This window comes from Pseudomonas sp. FH4 (assembly GCF_000510915.2).
Taxonomy (GTDB): domain Bacteria; phylum Pseudomonadota; class Gammaproteobacteria; order Pseudomonadales; family Pseudomonadaceae; genus Aquipseudomonas; species Aquipseudomonas brenneri.
Window position 1 is genome coordinate 143,359 of sequence record NZ_AOHN01000035.1, and the last position, 22,704, is coordinate 166,062.

The window sequence follows — 22,704 nt, forward strand, 5'->3', positions numbered from 1 at the left end:
TTCTCTCGACGGTCTCAGTTCACAGCGGACGTCGCTTCGACATGACGCGGCAAGGTCACCCGAATACGGGTGCCGCGTTGGCTTTCGGTGTCAGCCGGGCTGTCGATGGTGATTTGTCCATAATGCTCTTCAACGATGGAATAGACCAGTGCAAGGCCCAGACCGGTACCTTCACCAGGGTCCTTGGTGGTGAAGAAGGGTTCGAACAATCGGTCCATGATGTTCTGTGGAATACCGCTGCCTTCGTCCTCCACGATCAGGTCGACCGTGTGCTCGAAAGCCTCGCTCTTGACCCTTACCGCACTGCCAGCGGGTGTCGCGTCGCGGGCATTGGACAGCAGGTTGATCAACACCTGGGCCAGGCGTTGTGAGTCGCCGACCACCCAGTGTTCCGGATCGCACAAGTTATAGAACTGTACTTCGAAATTGCGCCGGTTCAAGGCCAGCAGCCCAATGGCATCCTGGGCGACTTCGGCCAGGCACACCGCTTCATCGTGATTCTGGTGGCCGCCGGCATGGGCAAAGCTCATCAGCGATTGCACGATGCGCGAGACACGCTTGGTCTGTTCGAGGATTTGCCCGCTGATTTCGGTGATTTCGCCGTCTTCTTCGCGCTCTTCACGCAGGTTCTGCGCCAGGCAGGCGATACCGGTGATCGGGTTGCCAATCTCGTGGGCCACCCCAGCCGCCAGGCGCCCGATACTGGCCAGGCGCTCGGAGTGCACCAGTTTGTCTTCGAGCATCTGGGTTTCGGTCAGGTCTTCGACCAGCAACACCAGGCCGCTGTTGCCGGGGGCCAGGGGTTCGTCGATCGCTGCTTTGTGCAGGTTCAGCCAGCGCGTCTGGCCGTCGAGGGCCAGGTGCTGTTTGTGCAGATGTTCATCCGGCAGGTTGATAAAACCCTGCAACAATTCTTTCCACGGATCGGCGATGGTGGTCAGGCGCGAGCCCACCACGCGCTGGGCGGCGATGCCGGTCAGTTCTTCCATGGCCTTGTTCCACATCAGGATCTCCTGGTCCTTGGCCAGGGAGCAGACGCCCATGGGCAGTTCCTGCAAGGTCTGGCGGTGGTAGCGGCGCAGGGCGTCGAGTTCGGCGGCAAGGCCGGTGAGGCGCGAGTGGTAGTCCTCCAGCCGGCTCTCGATAAAATGGATGTCTTCGGTGACATAGTTTTCGCCGCCGGCCTTGTAGGGCAGGAAAGTCTCCACCATGTCCTGGGACACACTGGGGCCCATCAGCCCGGACAGGTTGGCCTCGATGCGGTCGCGCAGGCGGCGCAGGGCATAGGGCCGGCGCTCATCGAAGGGCAGGTACAGATCGCGCAGTGCCTGCTCCACTTCCTTTTGCGCGGCCTTGGCGCCCAGGGGCTTGGCCAGTTGCGTGGCGAACTCCTGGGGCGAAGCCGCATGCAGTTCGCGGCGCTGCGGGCGGCGCACGTTATCTACGGCGCAGGCTTCGGCGGCGCTGGTTTCTTCGGGGCTGGCGTTGGTGAACAGGGAGATCAGGGTGAACATCAGCACGTTGGCTGCCAGCGAGGCGATGGCCGCCATGTGCCAACTGGTGTCATCCAGCACGTAGATCATGTTCAGCAGCGGGATGTAGAAGCCCTGCAGGTTACCGACCAGCGGCAGCAGCATGGTCACCAGCCACACCAGGATCCCCGCCAGCAGCCCGGCGATAAACCCGCGCCGGTTGGCGGTCGGCCAGTACAGCACCGAGAGCACGCCCGGCAAGAACTGCAACGTAGCGACGAAGGCCACAATGCCGAGGTTGGCCAGGTCCTGCTCGGCCGCCATCAGCAGGTAGAAGCCATAGCCGGCCATGATGATTGCCACGATCAGCGCGCGGCGTGTCCATTTCAGCCAGCGGTAGATGTTGCCTTCGGCAGGCGGCTGGTACAGCGGCAGCACCAGGTGGTTGAGGGCCATGCCCGACAGCGCCAGGGTGGTGACAATGATCAAGCCACTGGCCGCCGATAAGCCGCCGACGTAGGCCAGCAAGGCCAGGGATTTACTGTTGGCGGCGATGCCGATGCCGAGGGTGAAGTATTCCGGGTTGGTGGTGGCCCCCAGTTTCAGGCCGGCCCAGAGGATCAGCGGCACCGCCAGGCTCATCAGCAGCAGGAACAGCGGCAGGCCCCAACTGGCGCTGACCAGCGAGCGCGGGTTGAGGTTCTCGGTAAAGGTCATGTGGTACATGTGCGGCATGACGATGGCGGAGGCAAAGAACACCAGCAACAGCGTGCGCCATGGGCCTTCTTGCAGCGGGGTGTGCAGGGCGGCGAGGGCGGTCTGGTTTTGCAGCAGCCACAGCTCAAGTTGTTGCGGGCCGTCGAACACGCCGTACAGCGCGTACAGGCCCACGCCGCCGATGGCGATCAGCTTGATCACTGATTCGAAGGCAATCGCAAACACCAGGCCTTCGTGTTTTTCCCGGGTGGCGATATGCCGCGAGCCGAAAAAAATCGTGAACAGGGTAATCAGCGCACAAAAGCTCAGGGCCACGCGATGTTGCACCGGCTCATGGGTGAGGATGCCGATGGAATCGGCCACGGCCTGGATTTGCAGGGCCAAAAGCGGCAGCACGCCGATCAGCATGAAAATCGTGGTCAGCGCGCCGGCCCAGGTGCTGCGAAAGCGAAAGGCAAACAGGTCGGCCAACGACGATAACTGGTAGGTGCGGGTGATCTTCAGGATTGGGTACAGCAGCACCGGCGCCAGCAGGAAGGCCCCAGAGACTCCGAGGTAGCTGGAAAGAAATCCGTAACCGTACTGGTACGCCAGGCCCACCGTGCCATAGAACGCCCAGGCGCTGGCATACACGCCCAGCGACAAGGTGTAGGTCAGCGGGTGGCGAATGATCGCCCGCGGGATCATCCCGCGCTCACTGATCCAGGCCACCCCGAACAGCGCGGCCAGGTAGGCGGCGCTGATCAGCAGCATCTGGGTCAGGCTAAAGCTCATCGGCATCTTTTTGGCTCTGCAGGATAAAGGTCACGACGATCAGGATCAGCCACAGCAGATAAGGGCGATACCAGGCGCCCGTGGCGTCGATCCACCAGTCCATGATGGCGGGAGAAAACAGGTAGATCCCGACGACCAACAGCAGGACCAAGCGATAGATGTACATGTTGGCCTCTGATTGAAAAACTGCGGCGATGTTAACGGATGGCTGGCAGGCTGCAAGCGCCTTCAGTGTAATTGCGCCTCGGCCAATGTGAGTGTGCGCGGGATCCGAGTGGCATCCCAGTGCGCAATGCCCCAATCCAGCAGTTCCCGTGGGCTGGCATGGTGCAGTTCATCCCCAGGTTGCTGGCCGAGCGCGCGCAACGCCCTTAGTAGCAACGGTGTGGCCTGGTCGGGCATCAATGGCGGGGAGCGGTAGGATTTGCCCAGCTTGTTACCGTCCGGCTGGATGATCAGGGGCACATGCAGGTAGCGCGGCTGGCGCAGGCCCAGCAACTCTTGCAGGTACAGCTGGCGTGGCGTGGAGTCGAGCAGGTCGGCGCCGCGTACGATATCGGTTACGCCTTGCCAGGCATCGTCGAGCACCACGGCCAGTTGATAGGCATATAGGCCGTCGCGGCGGCGGATGATGAAATCGCCGACATCGCGGCCCAGGTGTTGTCGGAATTGGCCTTGTACACGGTCGGTGAAATGGTATTCCAGCTCGGGAACACGTAGACGAATGGCGGCATCCTGCTGATCGTGGCCGGCATTGCGGCATAGGCCGGGGTAAATGCCGTTGTACGGTTCCAGTTGCTTGCGTGAGCAGGTGCAGGCGTAGGCCAGGCCATGGTTGAACATGTCGTTCAGTACTTTGGCGTAGGCATCATGCCGCTCGCTTTGTCGGACCAGTTCCCCGTCCCACTCAAAACCATAGCTTTCCAGGGCATGCAGGATCGCTGCCTGGGCGCCGGGTTCTTCACGGGGTGGGTCGAGGTCTTCCATGCGCATCAGCCAGCGGCCTTGATTGGCACGGGCGTCGAGATAGGAGGCGAGGGCTGCAACCAGGGAGCCGAAGTGCAGGTGGCCGCTGGGCGTGGGGGCGAAACGCCCGATATAGGGGGAGGCTGTCATGGCCTGGATATTACTGGAAAACCGCCAGGCGCCAGAAACAAAAATGGGGCGTTTGCACGCCCCATTCGTTCAGCTCGGCAGGGATTACTTGCCGACCTGCTTTTCCTTGATTTCGGCCAAGGTCTTGCAGTCCACGCACATGTCTGCGGTAGGACGGGCTTCCAGGCGGCGAATGCCGATCTCGACGCCGCAGGATTCGCACCAACCGTATTCTTCGTCTTCGATCAGTTGCAGCGTCTTGTCGATTTTCTTGATCAGCTTGCGCTCGCGATCACGGGCGCGCAGTTCAAGGCTGAACTCTTCTTCCTGGCTGGCTCGGTCGGCCGGGTCAGGGAAGTTGGCTGCTTCGTCCTTCATATGGTCAACGGTACGGTCGACCTCCTGCATCAAGTCCTGTTTCCATTTCTGCAGGATCTTGGTGAAGTGCTTGCGCATGGGCTCGCCCATGTACTCTTCGCCCTTCGACTCGATGTAGGGTTCGAAGCCGCTGATGCTCTGTTGCTTTGCTTGGGTGGACATGAATAGACCGCCTCTCACTCTTCTAATCCATTGCGCAGGATTGCAACATCACCGACACCTGCCGGCCCTGCGGCTGCAAGCGGGCGAACTTACCAGATAGATTCGGGGTGCGCCACTCCCGGTTGTCTGGGCCCGTCGCGCCGGGGTTGCAAACGGCTGCGACCCGCCGTGGCCGGGCATGCATCGTCCCGAATGATGATTTTAGTCTTTTTGCCGGCGCTTGCCCGGCTCATCATCGCCAGCCAGGCAGGCAATAGAACATGTTTTACCTCACGGGTTCGGTAGAATCCCGATTTTGTCCTCATTGTTAAGGAAGGCTAATGGCTCAGCCCTACAGTGCTCGCAGTCGTGCTATCGAACCTTTTCATGTCATGGCGTTGCTGGCGCGGGCCAATGAGCTACAGGCCGCTGGCCATGATGTGATTCACCTGGAGATCGGCGAACCGGACTTCACCACCGCCGAGCCGATCATCCAGGCCGGCCAGGCCGCGCTGGCCAATGGCAAGACCCGCTACACCGCTGCCCGTGGCCTGCCGGAGTTGCGCGAGGCCATCAGTGGTTTCTACCAGCAGCGCTATGGCTTGAACATCGACCCCGAGCGCATCCTGATCACCCCGGGCGGCTCCGGGGCCTTGCTGTTGGCCAGCAGCCTGCTGGTGGATCCCGGCAAGCACTGGTTGCTGGCGGACCCTGGCTACCCCTGTAACCGGCATTTCCTGCGACTGGTCGAGGGCGCGGCGCAACTGGTGCCGGTTGGTCCCGAGGTGCGTTACCAACTGACCGCCGACCTGGTGGAGCGTTATTGGGACCAGGACAGCGTGGGGGCCTTGGTTGCCTCGCCGGCCAACCCGACCGGGACCATCCTGACCCGTGATGAGCTGGCTGGCCTGTCCGGTGCGATCAAGGCGCGCAATGGCCATTTGGTGGTGGATGAGATCTATCACGGCCTGACCTATGGCACTGACGCAGCCAGCGTGCTGGAAGTGGATGATGACGCGTTCGTCCTAAACAGTTTTTCGAAGTATTTCGGCATGACCGGTTGGCGCCTTGGCTGGCTGGTGGCGCCCCCCGCAGCCGTGGGCGAACTGGAGAAACTGGCGCAGAACCTGTACATCAGCGCCCCCAGCATGGCCCAGCACGCAGCATTGGCTTGTTTTACCCCGCAGACCCTGGCGATTCTTGAAGATCGACGGGCCGAATTCGGGCGCCGGCGTGACTTTTTGTTACCGGCGCTGCGCGAGTTGGGTTTCGGTATTGCGGTCGAGCCTGAAGGGGCGTTTTACCTGTATGCCGATATCAGCGCCTTTGGTGGCGATGCTTTCGCGTTCTGCCGGCATTTTCTGGAAACCGAGCATGTGGCATTCACGCCAGGGTTGGATTTCGGTCGCTTCCAGGCCGGTCATCATGTGCGTTTTGCCTACACGCAAAACCTTGATCGACTACAGGAAGCAGTGGAACGCATTGCCCGTGGCTTGCAGAGTTGGCAAGGCTGATGCGCTTTCATCCTCCTCTCGAAGAAGGTCGGCTGATTCGCCGCTACAAGCGCTTTCTGGCCGACATCGAAACCGCAGCCGGCGAATTGCTGACCATCCACTGCCCGAACACTGGCTCGATGTTCAACTGCATGGTCGAGGGCGGGCAAGTCTGGTTCAGCCGCTCCAACGACCCCAAGCGCAAGCTGCCGGGGACCTGGGAAATCGCGCAAACACCCCAGGGCCGCCTGGCGTGCGTCAACACCGCGCGCGCCAATCAACTGGTTGAAGAAGCGCTGAATGCTGGAGTGATCACCGAACTCAACGGCTTTACCGCCTTAAAGCGCGAAGTGCCCTACGGCCAGGAGAAGAGCCGTATCGACTTTCGCCTGGACTACCCCGACGGTGCAGCTTATGTCGAAGTCAAAAGTGTCACCCTGGGGTTTGACGGCACGCCTATCGCAGCGTTTCCCGATGCGGTGACCCAGCGTGGGGCCAAACATTTGCGTGAGCTGGCGCATCTGGCTCGCAGCGGTGTACGAGCCGTGCAGTTGTACTGTGTGAATCTGTCTGGCATCGACGGTGTACGGCCGGCCGAGGAAATCGACGCGGGCTATGCCGCGGCACTGCGTGAAGCCAAGGCTGCCGGGGTGCAAGTCTTAGCTTACGGTGTGCAGGTGAGTGCGCAGCAAATCTATATCGATCGCCCACTGCCAGTGTTGCTCAACCCCTAGAGCTGTACCCACAATCCCTGTGCGTCCTCGCGGCCGGGCAGGGGGGTCAAGCTTTGGCCTGCGCAGGGGCCGGCGACGCATTCGCCGTTTTCGATCAGAAACAATGCGCCATGGGTGGCACATTGGATCATGCTCGCGCTAGGGTCGAGAAACCGGTCAGGTTGCCATTCCAGCGGTACGCCGCGATGAGGGCAACGGTTGATATAGAAATACACCCGGCCTTCGCGGCGTACGGCAAACAGCTTGCGGCCATCGAGATCGAAGCCGCGGCTGCTGTCTTGGGCAAGTTCGTGGGACGGGCACAGAAACTTCATGAGTGTTCTCAGGTGGTGCGGGTCAAGGGCTGCAGGGCGAACCAGGGTTTATGGGCGAGCCTGGCGCTTGACGTTCAAATGCAAACAATTATCAAATGCCGGCTTCGCCCGTTAGCTGACTGCGTGCTCAGTACGATGCCAGACCGCCAGGATCTGTCACACGATTGAGTGATTCAGTGGCTCCACCCCTTGGAAGGAAACCCTTTTATGCGCCTGAGTACCAGCGCTATTGCGCTTGTTGTCGGACTGCTGGTCAACCACGGGGCACAAGCCTCTGAGCTGCCACAACGCTGGGTCAGTGCAGGCGGTGCATTGTCGGAGTGGGTGACGGCCCTGGGTGGGGAGTCCAAACTGGTGGGTGTCGACACCACCAGTCAGCATCCGCAATCACTCAAGGCACTGCCCAGTATCGGTTACCAGCGCCAACTGTCGGCCGAAGGGATCTTGAGCCTGCGCCCGCAAATCCTGGTGGGCACCGAGGAAATGGGGCCGCCGCCGGTGCTGGCGCAGATTCGTGGTGCAGGCGTGCAAGTGGAGCTGTTCTCCGCGCAGCCGGATTTGCCGACCCTGCAAGGCAACCTGCAACATCTTGGCAAACTGTTGGGGGCCGAAGCCAAGGCTGCGGCACTGTTCAACACCTATCAGCAGCAACTGGACGAGCAGAAAGCGGCTGTGGCCCAGGCGCAAACCCGGCAAAAGGCCCCAGGTGTGCTGCTGGTGCTCGGGCATGCCGGTGGCAAACCACTGATCGCCGGCAAGGACACTGCCGCCGATTGGGTGCTGCAACAAGCCGGTGGGCACAACCTGGCGACGCACAGTGGCTACAAGCCATTTTCCGTAGAGTCCCTGGCGGGGCTGAGTCCTGAAGTGCTGGTGTTCTCTGATCGCGCCCTGAGTGGCGAGGCAGCCCGCGCGGCCTTGTTCAAGGAAAACCCGATTCTGGCAGCCACTTCTGCGGCCAAGACCGGGCGAGTCTTTGAGTTGGACCCCACCTTGTTGGTCGGTGGCCTGGGGCCGCGTTTGCCGGCCAGCCTGCAAGCCTTGTCCGCCGGGTTCTATCCGCCTAAAACCCAAGCTGCCCCATGACCACTCTGGTTAAACCGCGCGCGCTGTTCATCGGCTTGAGCCTGTTATGTGTATTGGCGATCTGGCTGTCCCTGGCTTTGGGGCCGGTCAGCCTGCCATTGCTCGACACCTTGCGCGCCGCCTTGCGTTTGCTTGGCGTGCCCATCGAGGCCCAGGGGTTGGAGCAGGCCGAGTTGATTCTCGGGCAGATCCGTTTACCGCGCACCTTGTTGGGGCTGGCGGTCGGCGGGGTGCTGGCGCTGTCGGGGGTGGCGATGCAGGGGTTGTTCCGCAACCCGTTGGCCGACCCGGGTTTGGTCGGCGTGTCCAGTGGCGCCGCGCTGGGGGCGGCGGTGGCCATCGTCGGTGGCGCGGCCTTCGGTGGCCTGCCGGATGCCGTGGGGCCGTATCTGCTGTCGTTGTGTGCGTTTCTCGGCGGGCTGGGTGTGACTGCGCTGGTCTATCGCCTGGGACGACGTGACGGCCAGACCAATGTCGCAACCATGCTGTTGGCCGGCATCGCCTTGACCGCACTGGCGGCCTCGGCGGTGGGCCTGTTCACCTACCTGGCGGATGACGCCACCTTGCGCACCCTGACGTTCTGGAACCTGGGCAGCCTCAATGGTGCCAGCTACTCGCGTTTGTGGCCGTTGTTGCTGGTCAGTGCCGGTGTGGCGCTGTGGCTACCGCGCCGGGCCAAGGCGCTCAACGCTTTGCTCCTGGGGGAATCGGAAGCCAGTCACCTGGGGATCAACGTTGAGGGGCTCAAGCGTGAGCTGGTGTTTTGCACGGCCCTCGGGGTGGGCGCAGCGGTCGCGGCCGCAGGGTTGATCGGTTTTGTCGGGCTGGTGGTGCCGCACCTTGTGCGGCTGCTGGCCGGGCCGGATCACCGGGTGCTGTTGCCGGCTTCGGTGCTGGCTGGCGCGAGCCTGTTGTTATTCGCTGACCTGGTAGCGCGCCTGGCCCTGGCACCCGCGGAATTGCCCATTGGGATTGTTACCGCCTTTATCGGCGCCCCGTTCTTTCTTTACCTGTTGTTACGAGGACGCGCCTGATGCTGCGAGTGGAAAACCTGCAGGTCCGTCGCGGTCGCAAAACCGTATTGGCCGATGTGACCCTGGACCTCAGGCCGGGTGAAGTATTGGGCGTGCTGGGCCCTAATGGCGCGGGCAAAAGCACATTGCTCGGTGCATTGTGTGCGCAGTTGCACCCGGATGAGGGGCAGGTATGGCTGGGCGATCGCGCGCTAAAGGATTGGCAGGGCGCGCAACGGGCCCAGCGCCTTGCGGTGCTGCCCCAAGTGTCGACCCTGGACTTCGCTTTTCGCGTCGAGGAAGTGGTGGGCATGGGGCGCTTGCCCCATCAGACCGGGCGCGTGCGCGACGATGAAATCATCGCCGCCGCCCTGCAGGCCGCCGATGTGGGCCATTTGAGCGGGCGCAGCTACCTGGCTTTGTCCGGTGGCGAGCGCCAGCGCGTGCACCTGGCGCGGGTACTGGCGCAACTATGGCCGGGTGAAGCTGGGCAGACGTTATTGCTCGATGAGCCGACCTCGATGCTTGACCCCTTGCACCAGCACACCACCTTGCAGGCCATCCGCAGCTTCGCTGACCGTGGTGCCGCCGTGCTGGTGATCCTCCACGACCTGAACCTGGCCGCGCGCTACTGCGACCGTATCCTGCTGCTGGAGAACGGCCGCCCCCATGCCCTGGATACGCCGACGCAGGTGTTGCGTCCTGAACTGCTCAAGGCGGTGTTTGGCCTGGATGTACTGGTGCAGCCCCATCCTGAGCTAGGTCATCCATTGATCATCGCCCGTTAAAAAACCGTAGGCAAAAAAAGACCCGGCAAGAGCCGGGTCAAATAACCGTGATTAGCCTGATGAGGAGATAAGCTGAGAGTCCGAACCAATGGTCTTTCAGTTATCGGCTGATCTCGCGACCAGTTGTGATAATCATAACGATTCTCATTTAAGAGTCAACATTTGTTTTTGCGGCCCCGGGATGTTTCCTCAAACGTCTGTTTGGAATTCCCGAAAACGCTGGGCATCAGGCCCTCTCAGCTCTTGTTGCGGACCGACAGTGCGTCCAATTGGCGATTCAGGGCTTCCTTGCGCTCGGTTGGAATATCGTTCCAATGCACATCCATCAATGCGCCTTCGATGGCATACAGCAGGACTTTGGAAGCCCGGAAGCCGCGGGTGCGTACTGCCCGGTAGGCGTCTACCGCGCCCAGGCGGCGCAGGTCCGAAGCGCTATGGATGCCCACCGCATGCAGCCATTGTGCCGAGGTCTTGCCAAGGTTTTTCAGGTGTTGCAGCTCATCATTCATCAAGCCTCCTTGCGACGGCCGAATGGTTCGGTGGGTATCGTGACCAGGCAAGCCTGAAAGGAGTGTAGCGCTCAGTAGGAAAAGCGTAGTTCTTTGCTCAGAAACGATGTAAACGCTTCTAAGGCTGGCGCTGGAATGTTGACGGTGAGCGGCGCAAGCCCCCAGCCCGCATTGCGCGGGGCCGGGGGTGAGGATGTGCTGTCAGCGGGTGCGGTAACGCAGGCGAGTGCCGAAATTGACCGACATGAGGATCTCGTCAGCGCTCAGTTCGGGCGGGAAGTAAGCGCCTGAAATCTGCGCATGGGCCAGGCTGGCGCCTTCCAGCGAACAGTCGCGCAGGTCCAGGCCACGCAAGTCGGCCGAGCGGAAGTAGGCGTCGGTGAAGTCCACGCCGGCAGCGTCCAGATCCCGCAGGTCGAGCCCACGGAAATCGCCACCGCGCATATCGATGGGGCCACCCTTGGGGCGTTCCTGGTTGAAGCCACGGATGTCATCTTTATGCAGTAGTGCGTAGAGCGGGGTATCAAGCAGCTTCGGCTGGCCCATGGCGGCATCTCCCGTTGGAATTATGACGCCATTATAGTGCCACTATTGCTGGCCGTGAGCTGTTAACGGCTTCACGGCCAAGAAATATTTATTACAGGCCCGGCAAGCGTTGGCGGACATGGGCAACCAGTGCGTCCAGTGTCCCGCTTTCATTGGTCTCGACCCGTTTGCTCAGCAGCAGTTCTTCGGCGCTCAGGGGATCACGGCTGGCTTGCTGCTCTTCAATGACTGCCAGGGTGGCGTCAGACGGATCGTTTTTATCTGCCTGACGTTTTGCCAGCCAACTGGCGATAACTGCCTGCGGTGCATTGCAATCAAGGATCAGGAAGGGCGCCCCGGTCGCTTCTGCGACCTGGGCGGCAGCGGCGCGTTGCTCACGCTTGAGGTAGGTCGCATCCAGGACCACCGGGAAGCCTGCGCGCAGCACGGTTTCGGCGAGGGTATGCAGGCGGGCGTAGGTCGCTGCGCTGGAATCTGCGGCATAAATCCCGGCTTGCGGGGTATTTTCGACCTGCTGCTCGCCGAACAGGCGTTTACGCTCGACATCCGAGCGCAGGCGAATGGCGCCCAGCGCGTCGACCAGACGCATCGCCACGTGGCTTTTGCCGGTCGCCGACACGCCATGGGTAATCGCCAGGAAGCGCGAGGGGATGGTGCTGTAGCTTTCGGCCAGGTTGGCGTAGTTGCGGTATTGGCGCAGGGTGGTGGCCCGCTCGACCGGTGTTGCCTCGGACGGCATGCTGAACAGCGCGACCTTGGCCCGCACCAGGGCACGGTAGGCTTTATAGAAGTTCAGCAGCTCCAGGCTCTGATAATCGCCGGTCAGCTCCAGGTACTGGCTGATAAAACGTCGGGCCAGCGACTTGAGGCCACGGTCTTCCAGGTCCATGGCCAGGAAGCCAGTGTCGGCGCACACGTCGGTGAAGCGAAACGGTTCGTTGAACTCGATGCAGTCGAAGATCACCACGTGCCCGTCGATCATGGTCGCGTTGCCCAGGTGAATATCACCGTGGCACTCACGGGTAAAGCCATTGAGCTTGCGTTGCTCCAGCAGCGGCTTGAGGCGTTCAAAGCTGCTCTCGGCCCAGGCTTGCAGGGCTTGCAGTTGGGCCAGGTCGTCCTTGTCGCTGAGGAAGGGAAGAATCTGCTCGAAGTTCTGCCGCACCGGCGCCATCACCTCGTTCGGGGTGCCGGCGGGATGGGCTTCGGGAACCTTGGGCGCGCTCAGGTGAAAGTGGGCAATCTGGCTGGCCATCTCATCAATGTGGCCACTGGTCAGCTCGCCATTGGCCTGCAACGTGCTCAGCAGTTGGCTTTGCGGGAACTGGCGCATTTTCAGCACATATTCAATGGCTGGGCCTTCGCCGCCCAGTTGCGGTGCTTCAGCGCTGCCGGTGATCGGCAACACGTCAAGATACAAATCTTGTGTCAGGCGTTGGTTGAGGCGCAGCTCTTCATTGCAGAAGTGGCCGCGGGCGTCCAATTGGGTAAAGTCGAGGAAGCCGAAGTTCACCGGCTTCTTGATTTTATAGGCATAGGGGCCGGTGAGCAGGACCCAGGAAATATGGGTTTCGATGACTTGAAACGCGTCGACCGGATGAGGAAACAAGGCCGGGTTTTGCAGGGCGGCAATCAGGGGCTGGCTCACGGGCGATCCTTCGGAGTCTGGGAAAATAATGGTGCGCATTATGGCCGCTCAAGCCGGTCATGCAAACCGCCGTCCGGTTCATGTTGATCATCAATAAAGTGCGTATAATCCGCCGCCATGACTCGTACCCGATCTCCCCGTTCCCGTAAAAAACCTCCTCCCCGCAGCCTGCGCCCCTGGTTGGGCTGGGCGCTCAAGCTCGGCCTGGTGGGCCTGGTGGTGATCGCAGGCATCGCGGTCTACCTCGATGCGGTGGTCCAGGAGAAGTTCTCAGGCAAACGCTGGACCATCCCGGCGAAGGTCTACGCTCGCCCGCTGGAACTGTTTACCGGCCAGAAGCTGAGCAAGGCGGACTTCCTCACCGAACTCGATGCGCTGGGCTATCGGCGTGAAGCCGTGGCCAACGGCCCGGGCGCTGCGGCTGTCAGCGGGAACACGGTTGACTTGAATACCCGGGGTTTCCAGTTCTATGAAGGCCTGGAAAAGGCGCAGCCTGTGCGTGTGCGCTTCTCCGGTGATTACGTTGCCGAGCTGTCGGCACTCAATGGCGGCAAACTGCCGGTGGTGCGCCTTGAGCCGTTGCTGATCGGCGGGATTTACCCGAAGAACCTTGAAGATCGCATCCTGATCAAGATCGATCAGGTACCGCCCTACCTGTTGGAAACCCTGGTCGCGGTCGAAGATCGGGACTTCTATAGCCACTGGGGCGTATCGCCCAAGTCCATCGCCCGTGCCGTGTGGGTCAACACCTCCGGCGGGCGGATGACTCAGGGTGGCAGTACCCTGACGCAACAATTGGTCAAGAATTTCTACCTGACCAGTGAGCGCAGCCTGACTCGCAAACTCACCGAAGCCATGATGGCAATGTTGCTGGAGCTGCATTACAGCAAGCAGGAAATTCTGGAGGCGTACCTCAATGAGGTGTTTGTCGGCCAGGATGGCCAGCGGGCGGTGCACGGTTTCGGCCTGGCCAGCCAGTTCTTCTTCGGTCAACCATTGTCCGAATTGAAGCTGCACCAGGTGGCGTTGCTGGTGGGCATGGTCAAGGGGCCGTCCTATTACAACCCGCGTCGCAACCCGGAGCGGGCGCTGGAACGCCGCAATCTGGTGCTCGATGTGCTGGAGCAGCAGGGCGTTGCTAGCGCTGAACAGGTGGCTGCCGCGAAGAAGATGCCCCTGGGTGTCACCACCCGTGGCAAGTTGGCAGACAGCTCGTTCCCCGGCTTTATCGACCTGGTCAAACGCCAGTTGCGCGAAGATTATCGCGACGAAGACTTGACCGAAGAAGGCCTGCGGATCTTCACCAGTTTCGACCCGATCCTGCAGATGAAGGCCGAGGCTTCGGTCAGCGATACCTTCAAGCGCCTGGCCGGGCGTAAAGGCTCGGACGAAGTCGAAGCCGCCATGGTGGTGACCAATCCGGAAACCGGTGAAGTCCAGGCCATGATCGGTAGCCGTCAGGCCAGCTTCGCCGGTTTCAATCGGGCGCTGGATGCCGTGCGGCCGATTGGCTCGCTGATCAAACCGGCGGTGTACCTCACTGCGCTGGAAAAACCGAGCAAATACACACTGACCAGTTGGTTGTCCGACGAGGCGTTTTCGGTCAAGGGTGCCGATGGTCAGGTGTGGAAGCCGCAGAACTATGATCGCCGCTCCCACGGTACGGTTTTCCTGTACCAGGGCCTGGCGCATTCCTACAACTTGTCCACGGCGCGACTTGGCCTGGAACTGGGTGTGCCGAATGTGCTCAAGACGCTGGCGCGACTGGGCGTCAGCCGCGAGTTCCCGGCGTTCCCGTCGATGTTGCTGGGTGCGGGGGGCTTGAGCCCGATGGAAGTGGCAACCATGTACCAGACCCTCGCCAACGGTGGTTTCAACACGCCGATGCGCGGGATTCGTAGTGTTCTCACGGCGGAAGGCGAGCCGCTCAAGCGTTATCCGTTCCAGATTGAACAGCGCTTTGATCCAGCCTCCATCTACCTGACCCAGAACGCCATGCAGCGCGTCATGCGCGAAGGTACCGGGCGCTCGGTCTACAGTGTGTTGCCGTCCAACCTGACGCTGGCTGGCAAGACCGGTACCAGTAACGATTCCCGTGACAGCTGGTTCGCCGGTTTCAGCCAGGACCTGCTCGCGGTGGTCTGGCTGGGGCGTGATGACAACGGCAAGACACCTTTTACCGGCGCGACCGGCGCCCTGCAGGTCTGGACCAGCTTTATGCGCAAGGCCGACCCGCTGCCACTGAACATGCCACAACCTGACAATATCGTTCAGGCCTGGATCGATCCCCATACCGGCCAGGGCTCCGATGCCAACTGTCCGGGCGCGGTGCAGATGCCGTATATTCGCGGCAGCGAACCGCCAGCCGGCGCACCGTGTGGTGGCGTGCCCACAGACGCGGATTCGGTGATGGATTGGGTCAAGGGCTGGATGAATTAAGCAAAGAGGATTTCAAGTGAACAAGTGGTTGATTCCAGCTGTTACAACATTGGCTTTGCTCAGTGGTTGTTCCACCGTGCAGCGTGGCTCCATCCCGGTGGTGGATTCCGGCACGGCCGTGTCCAACAATGATCGGATTTCGGCCAATGGCGGTTTTCGCCAGACCGTGGTCACGCGCCCGAACCCAGCCACGACGCAGGCCGTGCCTCAGGATTCCGGGGTGGTGGTCATGGTTCCGGGCGGTGGTGCCACGACTTCTGCGCCGATCAGCTCCGCGCCATGGACGCCTGGGCCTATCACCCCGGGTCCGTCGAACTCCGCGCCGATTCAAACGGCGCCGATCAACCAGGGCAGCTACTCCATGCCTTCGACACCGAGTGGGATTCCTTCCGCAAGCAGCGGTGGGCTGTCTGCCGACGAGCAATTGGACGGTCCGGTCCTGGCCTTGCTCACGACCGCCCAGCAACAGCAGGCTGGGGGTGACTTGAACGGCGCATCGTCCAGCCTTGAGCGCGCCCAGCGTGTAGCGCCGCGTGAACCACAGGTTCTGTATCGCCTGGCACAAGTGCGCATGGCCCAGGGGGATGCGCCACAAGCTGAACAGTTCGCCCGTCGTGGCTTGACCATGGCCAATGGTCGCCCTGACCTGCAAGCCAGTCTGTGGGCCTTGATTGGTGATGCGCGCGCTGCGCAAGGTGACGCCGCTGGCGCAGCCCAGGCCCGGCAAAAAGCCAAGGTCAGCCTCTGATGGATTCGCGTTTTCCGGCGATTGCCGAACAATTGCTGTTGATTGAGCGTGAACTGCGCGTGCAGGGCTGGTGGGACGAAGTGTCTCCCAGCGCCGAGGCGCTGAGCAGCGTCGAGCCTTTTTCTGTCGATACCCTGGATTTTCATCAGTGGTTGCAGTGGATTTTCCTGGCCCGGATGAAACAGATCCTGGAGCAGGACTTGCCGCTGCCCAATGCGTCGGGAATCCTGGAGATGGCCGAGATGGTCTACGCCGATCGTCCGCGCGAGAGCCTCGGCTTGCGCAATGCGCTGAAAAAGTTCGACCAACTGATCGTCGACGCTCGTTAATTGCCTGACTGCCGGGTTTTCCGGCAGCCTTGCGCACATTTCTACCGCTTGACGACATTCAGGCGAGTTTTATCCCTCCTCAAACCCCTTTCTTCTGCGTTCTCATGCGCTTAGTTGGAAAAAAGCGCAATTATTGCTTGACTTGAAGGGGCTGAAACAGAAGAATCCAAAGTCCGCTGTATCGGGACTGCCAGAAGCAGGCCCGCTCAGCAGATCATGAGGCGCACATCCGCGCCGACCTGTTACACCCGCAACGCGTTACCTCGCGCTGGGTGGGAAAAGCCCGCAACACTTGGGACGATCCCAATACTTGCTCAGTCAGTGCTGACGTAGTCGGCGACCACCGTCGCTCATGCTCTGTTGAGAAGTAAACCTATTAAGACCCGTCGGTTTTCAACGGACGGTATTCTGGCGTTTTAGAGGTGAACAACGTGGAGCTTTTATCTGGTGGTGAGATGCTCGTCCGCTTTTTGCGTGACGAAGGCGTCGACTATATCTACGGGTACCCAGGTGGTGCTCTGCTGCATGTCTACGACGCACTGTTCAAGGAACCTGGTGTTACCCACATCCTGGTTCGCCACGAACAGGCCGCGACCCATATGGCTGACGGTTATGCCCGTGCCACCGGTAAAGCCGGCGTGGTCCTGGTAACGTCCGGCCCAGGCGCAACCAATGCCATTACCGGCATCGCGACTGCTTATATGGACTCCATTCCGATGGTGATCATTTCCGGCCAGGTGCCTAGCACCATGGTTGGTACCGATGCATTCCAGGAAACCGACATGATCGGTATCTCCCGGCCGATCGTGAAGCACAGCTTCATGATCAAGCATCCGTCGGAGATCCCGGACGTCATGAAAAAGGCCTTTTACCTCGCACAGTCCGGTCGCCCGGGTCCGGTGGTGGTCGATATCCCGAAAGACATGACCAACCCGGCGGAAAAATTCGAATACGTCTTCCCGAAGAAAGCCAAGCTGCGCTCCTACAGCCCGGCTGTTCGTGGGCACTCGGGGCAGATCCGCAAGGCAGCAGAAATGCTCCTGGCGGCCAAGCGCCCAGTGCTTTACTCCGGCGGTGGGGTGATCCTGGGCGGCGGTTCCGCACCGCTGACCGAACTGGCCAAGATGCTGAACCTGCCAGTGACCAACACCCTGATGGGGCTCGGCGCCTTCCCGGGTTCGGATCGTCAGTTCGTCGGCATGCTCGGCATGCACGGCAGCTACACCGCCAACCTGACCATGCACCACGCCGATGTGATTCTGGCCGTGGGGGCGCGGTTCGATGACCGGGTGATCAACGGCGCGAGCAAGTTCTGCCCGAATGCCAAGATCATCCACATCGATATTGACCCGGCGTCCATCTCCAAGACCATCAAGGCCGACGTGCCGATCGTAGGTCCAGTGGAAAGCGTATTGACCGAAATGGTCGCCGCGCTCAAGGACATCGGTGAGGCACCGAACAAGGAGTCCGTTGCCAGTTGGTGGAAGCAGATCGACGAATGGCGTGGCGATCGCGGCTTGTTCCCTTACGACAAGGGCGACGGCAGCATCATCAAGCCACAGACCGTGATCGAAACCCTGTGCGAAGTGACCAAGGGCGACGCCTTTGTGACCTCCGACGTGGGCCAGCACCAGATGTTCGCCGCGCAGTACTACAAGTTCGACAAGCCTAACCGCTGGATCAACTCCGGTGGCCTGGGCACGATGGGCTTTGGTTTCCCTGCGGCCATGGGTGTGAAACTGAGCTTCCCCGACACCGACGTTGCATGCGTGACCGGTGAGGGCAGCATCCAGATGAACATCCAGGAGCTGTCGACCTGCCTGCAATATGGCTTGCCGGTGAAGATCGTCTGCCTGAACAACGGTGTACTGGGCATGGTTCGCCAGTGGCAGGACATGAGCTACAACAGCCGTCACTCCCATTCCTACATGGAATCGCTGCCTGATTTCGTCAAGTTGGTTGAAGCCTATGGCCACGTCGGCATGCGCATCACCGATTTGAAGGATCTGAAGCCGAAGATGGAAGAGGCGTTCGCCATGAAGGATCGCCTGGTGTTCATCGACATCCAGGTCGACACCAGCGAGCACGTCTACCCGATGCAGATCAAAGACGGCTCTATGCGCGACATGTGGCTGAACAAGACGGAGCGAACCTAATCATGCGGCACATTATCTCCCTGCTTCTGGAGAACGAACCCGGCGCTCTGTCTCGTGTTGTCGGCCTGTTTTCGCAACGCAACTACAACATCGAAAGCCTGACCGTGGCCCCGACCGAAGACCCGACCCTGTCGCGCCTGACGTTGACTACTGTAGGCCACGATGAGGTGATCGAGCAGATCACCAAGAACCTCAACAAGCTGATCGAAGTGGTCAAGCTGGTCGACTTGTCGGAAAGTGCCCACATCGAGCGCGAGCTGATGCTGGTCAAGGTCAAGGCCACGGGCGCCCAGCGTGCCGAGATCAAACGCACTACCGATATTTATCGCGGGCAGATCGTCGATGTGAGCGCCAGCGTTTATACCGTGCAACTGACCGGTACAAGCGACAAGCTGGACAGCTTCATCCAGTCGATCGGGACGGCCTCGATTCTGGAAACCGTACGCAGTGGTGTCACCGGGATTGCCCGTGGCGACAAAGTACTCAGCATCTAACCCAATTAGTGAATGGCCTTAAGGGCCTGGATATATAGAGGAACCTCATGAAAGTTTATTACGAAAAAGATTGTGACCTGTCGATCATCCAGGGCAAAAAAGTTGCCATCATCGGCTACGGTTCCCAGGGCCACGCTCAAGCGTGCAACCTGAAAGACTCCGGCGTTGACGTGACCGTTGGCCTGCGCAAAGGCTCGGCGACCGTTGCCAAGGCAGAGGCTCATGGCCTGAAAGTGACTGACGTTGCTTCCGCTGTTGCTGCTGCCGACCTGGTCATGATCCTGACCCCGGACGAGTTCCAGTCCGCGCTGTACAAGAACGAAATCGAGCCGAACATCAAGAAGGGCGCCACCCTGGCCTTCTCCCACGGCTTCGCGATCCACTACAACCAGGTAGTACCGCGCGCTGACCTCGACGTGATCATGATCGCGCCCAAGGCTCCAGGCCACACCGTACGTTCCGAGTTCGTCAAAGGCGGCGGTATCCCTGACCTGATCGCGATCTATCAGGACGCCTCGGGCAACGCCAAGAATGTTGCACTGTCCTACGCCGCAGGCGTTGGTGGTGGTCGTACCGGCATCATCGAAACCACCTTCAAGGACGAGACCGAAACCGACCTGTTCGGCGAGCAAGCCGTTCTGTGCGGCGGTACCGTCGAGCTGGTAAAAGCTGGTTTCGAAACCCTGGTTGAAGCTGGCTACGCGCCGGAAATGGCCTACTTCGAGTGCCTGCACGAACTGAAGCTGATCGTTGACCTCATGTACGAAGGCGGTATCGCCAACATGAACTACTCGATCTCCAACAACGCAGAATACGGCGAGTACGTGACCGGTCCGGAAGTGATCAACGCCGAATCCCGTCAGGCCATGCGCAACGCCCTGAAACGTATTCAGGACGGCGAGTACGCCAAAATGTTCATCAGCGAAGGTGCAACCGGCTACCCTTCGATGACCGCCAAGCGTCGTAACAACGCCGCTCACGGTATCGAAATCATCGGCGAGCAACTGCGCTCCATGATGCCGTGGATCGGTGCCAACAAGATTGTCGACAAAGCCAAGAACTAAGTCGTACGTATCAAGTGAAAACGCGGCCTCGGCCGCGTTTTTTCGTTTGAGGGCTGGTTCTGGTATAAAGCTGCATCGTTTGCGGGCGAACACTCGCCGCAAGTGTCTGTCGAATTTTTTCACACCGTTGCAAGGTAAAGTCCATGAGCGAACGTCCCGAAGAGCCAAACCAGGCCTCTGACGCCGAAAGCCTGCTACCGATCGATGAGCATGTCGAAGAAGGGCATGACGCGGAAGGCCGCAAGGTCCGGCATCGTGGCATCTATCTTCTGCCCAACCTGTTCACCACGGCGAACCTGTTTGCCGGTTTCTACTCCATCATCAATTCCATGAGCGCCCAGAGCGCCTTGGCGGCAGGTGATGCGGCGAGTGCCAGCAAATACTTCGGTTTTGCCGCCATCGCGATCTTCGTGGCCATGGTGCTCGACGGCCTTGATGGGCGCGTGGCGCGGATGACCAATACCCAAAGCGCCTTCGGTGCCGAGTACGACTCTCTGTCGGACATGGTTGCCTTTGGTGTCGCACCTGCGTTGTTGGCGTTTGCCTGGGCGCTGGGAGATATGGGCAAGGTTGGCTGGATGGTTGCCTTCATCTATGTGGCGGGAGCTGCGCTGCGTCTGGCGCGCTTCAATACCCAGGTAGGTACTGCCGACAAACGCTACTTCATTGGCCTGGCCAGCCCTGCCGCGGCAGGTGTGGTGGCGGGTATTGTCTGGGCGTTCAGTGATTACGGTATCCAGGGTTCGAAGATGTCGTTCCTGGTGGCCTTGATGGTTGCGGCGGCCGGCATGCTGATGGTCAGTAACATCAAGTACAACAGCTTCAAGGAGTTCGACCTGAAGGGGCGAGTGCCTTTCGTGGCGATTCTGGTGGTGGTGCTGGTCTTCGCGGTCGTCTTCAGCGATCCACCGCGGATTCTGCTGCTGGCGTTCCTGGTGTATGCCGCATCGGGTCCGGTTCAGTACCTGCTGCATCTTCGCCGGGACAAAACATTGCCTTAATGTAATTTCCCCCATACTCCGCAGTCTATTGGTGCATCAGTTCTCCAATGCTGCGGAGTTGCCATGTTAATCAAGTTGCCCAAAGCGTCCGACTGCCACGAATCGGATGTCACCCCAGAATCCCTCTATTTCTCCCGTCGCAGTTTGCTCGGTGGCGCGCTTGCCGGTATCGCGGCCAGTAGCCTGCCGCGTTGGGCGAGTGCGGCTGACGCTGCGCGTTATGCCGATGTCGAGCCCGGCAAGGCTCCCGGCTGGTTTACCGAGAAGCTGCCTGGTACGCAATGGCAGGCGGTGACGGTCAAAGACGAAGCCATCACGCCATTCAAGGATGCGACCCACTACAACAACTTCTATGAGTTCGGTACCGACAAGAGCGACCCGGCGGCGAATGCCGGGTCACTCAAGACCGAGCCATGGAGCGTCGTAATTGATGGGGAGGTTGCAAAGCCGGGGCGTTATGCCTTGGAAGACTTCATGAAGCCGTATCAGTTGGAAGAGCGGATCTACCGTCTGCGCTGTGTCGAGGCATGGTCGATGGTCATTCCCTGGATGGGGTTCCCCATATCAGCCCTGCTGAAACAGGTTGAGCCGACCTCCAAGGCCAAGTACATCCGCTTTGAAACCCTCCAGGACCCCAAGAGCATGCCGGGCCAGCGTTCGAGCTTCGGCCTGATCGACTGGCCTTATGTAGAAGGGTTGCGCCTGGATGAGGCGATGAATCCTCTGGCGATCCTGGCGGTGGGCATGTATGGGCGTGAATTGCCCAACCAGAATGGTGCGCCGCTGCGTTTGGTGGTGCCATGGAAGTATGGCTTCAAGAGTGTGAAGTCCATCGTGCGGATCAGTCTGGTGAGTGAGCAGCCGAAAACTACCTGGCAAAGCATTGCGGCGGATGAGTATGGGTTTTATGCGAATGTGAATCCCACGGTCGATCATCCGCGCTGGACCCAGGCGCGGGAACGACGGCTGCCCAGTGGCTTGTTCAGCCCGAATGTGCGCGAGACGCAGATGTTCAACGGTTACTCGCAAGAGGTCGCCTCTCTTTATACGGGCCTTGATCTGCGGAAGAACTATTGATGCGTTACCCCATATGGCGCGTTGGCGTCTTTATAGCAGCGGCGGTGTGGCCGTTGTATTGGTTGTATGAGGCCTGGAGCCTGGCCTTGGGGCCAGATCCCGGCAAAGTGCTGGTTGATCGCCTGGGGCTGGGAACGCTAATCCTGTTGCTGGTCACCCTGGGGATGACGCCTCTGCAAAAACTGAGCGGTTGGGCAGGGTGGATCGCTGTGCGCCGGCAGTTGGGGTTGTGGTGCTTTGCTTATGTGGTGCTGCACCTTGCGGCTTACTGTGTATTTATCCTGGGGTTGGATTGGTCGCAATTGGGTGTGGAGTTACGCAAGCGGCCCTACATTATTGTGGGGGCGCTGGGTTTCCTTGGCCTGCTGGCGTTGGCGGTGACCTCTAATCGCTACAGCCAGCGTCGGTTGGGTAGCCGTTGGAAGAAGCTGCATCGCTTGGTGTATGTGATTCTGGGGCTTGGTTTATTGCACATGCTTTGGATCGTGCGGGCTGACCTGAAGGAATGGGCTATCTATGCTTCTATAGGCGCGCTGCTTTTGCTCCTGCGGATCCCGCCTGTGATGCGTCGAATCCCTCGTCTTATTGCTAAAAAAGCACCTTCTGCAACAAAAGTGTAATTAGCCCTTGACCGCAGAATCAGGAAGTCTATAATTCGCCCCACTTCCGGCGCAGTCGAAACGGAAAA

At 60.3% G+C, this 22,704-nt stretch carries 22 protein-coding genes; 14 read left to right on the plus strand and 8 right to left on the minus strand.

Annotated features, from left to right (window positions below; translation table 11 throughout):
• Positions 1-14: 14 nt before the first annotated feature.
• The 4 genes from H097_RS24085 to dksA all read right to left on the minus strand — a co-directional run bounded on the left by H097_RS24085 (position 15) and on the right by dksA (position 4,598).
• Positions 15-2,969, minus strand: coding sequence for a sensor histidine kinase (locus H097_RS24085; RefSeq protein ID WP_162237657.1), 2,955 nt, complete (start codon positions 2,967-2,969; stop codon positions 15-17).
• Complete coding sequence (locus H097_RS28265) at positions 2,953-3,129, minus strand: hypothetical protein (protein WP_003176118.1); 177 nt, start codon at positions 3,127-3,129, stop codon at positions 2,953-2,955. Before H097_RS28265 ends, H097_RS24085 begins: the two co-directional genes overlap by 17 nt.
• A gap of 62 nt (positions 3,130-3,191) precedes the next feature.
• Positions 3,192-4,079 carry a tRNA glutamyl-Q(34) synthetase GluQRS gene (gene gluQRS / locus H097_RS24095; protein WP_032862932.1) on the minus strand — a complete coding sequence of 296 codons (888 nt, stop codon included), beginning with the start codon at positions 4,077-4,079 and terminating at the stop codon, positions 3,192-3,194.
• 84 nt (positions 4,080-4,163) lie between these two features.
• Positions 4,164-4,598 carry an RNA polymerase-binding protein DksA gene (gene dksA, locus H097_RS24100; protein WP_032862933.1) on the minus strand — a complete coding sequence of 145 codons (435 nt, stop codon included), beginning with the start codon at positions 4,596-4,598 and terminating at the stop codon, positions 4,164-4,166.
• A gap of 320 nt (positions 4,599-4,918) precedes the next feature.
• Between dksA and H097_RS24105 the strand changes: the two genes are divergently transcribed.
• Positions 4,919-6,091, plus strand: a complete 1,173-nt coding sequence (locus H097_RS24105) for a pyridoxal phosphate-dependent aminotransferase (RefSeq protein ID WP_032862934.1) — start codon at positions 4,919-4,921, stop codon at positions 6,089-6,091.
• Positions 6,091-6,804, plus strand: a complete 714-nt coding sequence (sfsA, locus tag H097_RS24110) for a DNA/RNA nuclease SfsA (RefSeq protein ID WP_032862935.1) — start codon at positions 6,091-6,093, stop codon at positions 6,802-6,804. The genes H097_RS24105 and sfsA overlap by 1 nt, the downstream gene beginning before the upstream one ends.
• Here the strand turns inward: sfsA and H097_RS24115 are convergent.
• On the minus strand, positions 6,801-7,118 hold the full coding sequence (locus tag H097_RS24115; RefSeq protein ID WP_032862936.1) for a Rieske (2Fe-2S) protein: 318 nt from the start codon (positions 7,116-7,118) through the stop codon (positions 6,801-6,803). The two genes, sfsA and H097_RS24115, sit on opposite strands and share 4 nt — an antisense overlap.
• 207 nt (positions 7,119-7,325) lie before the next feature.
• Between H097_RS24115 and H097_RS24120 the strand changes: the two genes are divergently transcribed.
• Genes H097_RS24120 through H097_RS24130 form a run of 3 tightly spaced genes read left to right on the plus strand, consistent with a single transcriptional unit; the run spans position 7,326 to position 10,005 of the window.
• Entirely contained in the window at positions 7,326-8,204 is an 879-nt protein-coding gene (locus H097_RS24120) for an ABC transporter substrate-binding protein (protein WP_032862938.1), read from the plus strand.
• Complete coding sequence (locus H097_RS24125; RefSeq protein WP_032862939.1) at positions 8,201-9,238, plus strand: iron ABC transporter permease; 1,038 nt, start codon at positions 8,201-8,203, stop codon at positions 9,236-9,238. The genes H097_RS24120 and H097_RS24125 overlap by 4 nt, the downstream gene beginning before the upstream one ends.
• Positions 9,238-10,005: a heme ABC transporter ATP-binding protein gene (locus tag H097_RS24130; protein ID WP_032862940.1), complete on the plus strand. Its 768-nt coding sequence runs from the start codon at positions 9,238-9,240 to the stop codon at positions 10,003-10,005. Before H097_RS24125 ends, H097_RS24130 begins: the two co-directional genes overlap by 1 nt.
• A gap of 236 nt (positions 10,006-10,241) precedes the next feature.
• On the opposite strand, the gene H097_RS24135 is transcribed toward H097_RS24130, so the two are convergent.
• The 3 genes from H097_RS24135 to H097_RS24145 all read right to left on the minus strand — a co-directional run bounded on the left by H097_RS24135 (position 10,242) and on the right by H097_RS24145 (position 12,708).
• Positions 10,242-10,514: a TfoX/Sxy family protein gene (locus H097_RS24135; protein ID WP_032862941.1), complete on the minus strand. Its 273-nt coding sequence runs from the start codon at positions 10,512-10,514 to the stop codon at positions 10,242-10,244.
• A 201-nt stretch (positions 10,515-10,715) separates the two neighbouring features.
• The gene (locus H097_RS24140; RefSeq protein ID WP_032862942.1) at positions 10,716-11,060 is read right to left on the minus strand and encodes a pentapeptide repeat-containing protein; all 345 of its coding nucleotides are present in this window, start codon (positions 11,058-11,060) and stop codon (positions 10,716-10,718) included.
• 91 nt (positions 11,061-11,151) lie between these two features.
• A complete protein-coding gene (locus H097_RS24145; RefSeq protein WP_032862958.1) occupies positions 11,152-12,708 on the minus strand; it encodes a bifunctional aminoglycoside phosphotransferase/ATP-binding protein in 1,557 nt (518 codons plus the stop codon).
• A 117-nt stretch (positions 12,709-12,825) separates the two neighbouring features.
• Here H097_RS24145 and mrcB point away from each other — a divergent pair, with 117 nt between their 5' ends.
• The 9 genes from mrcB (at position 12,826) to msrQ (ending at position 22,636) form a co-directional block, all read left to right on the plus strand.
• The gene (gene mrcB, locus H097_RS24150) at positions 12,826-15,147 is read left to right on the plus strand and encodes a penicillin-binding protein 1B (protein ID WP_032862944.1); all 2,322 of its coding nucleotides are present in this window, start codon (positions 12,826-12,828) and stop codon (positions 15,145-15,147) included.
• 16 nt (positions 15,148-15,163) lie between these two features.
• A complete protein-coding gene (locus H097_RS24155) occupies positions 15,164-15,895 on the plus strand; it encodes a tetratricopeptide repeat protein (protein WP_032862945.1) in 732 nt (243 codons plus the stop codon).
• On the plus strand, positions 15,895-16,224 hold the full coding sequence (locus H097_RS24160; RefSeq protein ID WP_032862947.1) for a YqcC family protein: 330 nt from the start codon (positions 15,895-15,897) through the stop codon (positions 16,222-16,224). The genes H097_RS24155 and H097_RS24160 overlap by 1 nt, the downstream gene beginning before the upstream one ends.
• Before the next feature lie 431 nt (positions 16,225-16,655).
• Entirely contained in the window at positions 16,656-18,380 is a 1,725-nt protein-coding gene (locus H097_RS24165; protein WP_032862959.1) for an acetolactate synthase 3 large subunit, read from the plus strand.
• 2 nt (positions 18,381-18,382) lie between these two features.
• Positions 18,383-18,874, plus strand: coding sequence for an acetolactate synthase small subunit (gene ilvN, locus H097_RS24170; protein ID WP_003176102.1), 492 nt, complete (start codon positions 18,383-18,385; stop codon positions 18,872-18,874).
• 47 nt (positions 18,875-18,921) lie between these two features.
• Complete coding sequence (gene ilvC, locus H097_RS24175; RefSeq protein ID WP_007948647.1) at positions 18,922-19,938, plus strand: ketol-acid reductoisomerase; 1,017 nt, start codon at positions 18,922-18,924, stop codon at positions 19,936-19,938.
• Between the two features lie 143 nt (positions 19,939-20,081).
• The gene (pssA, locus tag H097_RS24180; RefSeq protein WP_029298897.1) at positions 20,082-20,939 is read left to right on the plus strand and encodes a CDP-diacylglycerol--serine O-phosphatidyltransferase; all 858 of its coding nucleotides are present in this window, start codon (positions 20,082-20,084) and stop codon (positions 20,937-20,939) included.
• A 63-nt stretch (positions 20,940-21,002) separates the two neighbouring features.
• Positions 21,003-22,016: a protein-methionine-sulfoxide reductase catalytic subunit MsrP gene (msrP, locus tag H097_RS24185; protein WP_032862949.1), complete on the plus strand. Its 1,014-nt coding sequence runs from the start codon at positions 21,003-21,005 to the stop codon at positions 22,014-22,016.
• Positions 22,016-22,636, plus strand: coding sequence for a protein-methionine-sulfoxide reductase heme-binding subunit MsrQ (gene msrQ, locus H097_RS24190; protein ID WP_032862951.1), 621 nt, complete (start codon positions 22,016-22,018; stop codon positions 22,634-22,636). The genes msrP and msrQ overlap by 1 nt, the downstream gene beginning before the upstream one ends.
• Positions 22,637-22,704: the final 68 nt, after the last annotated feature.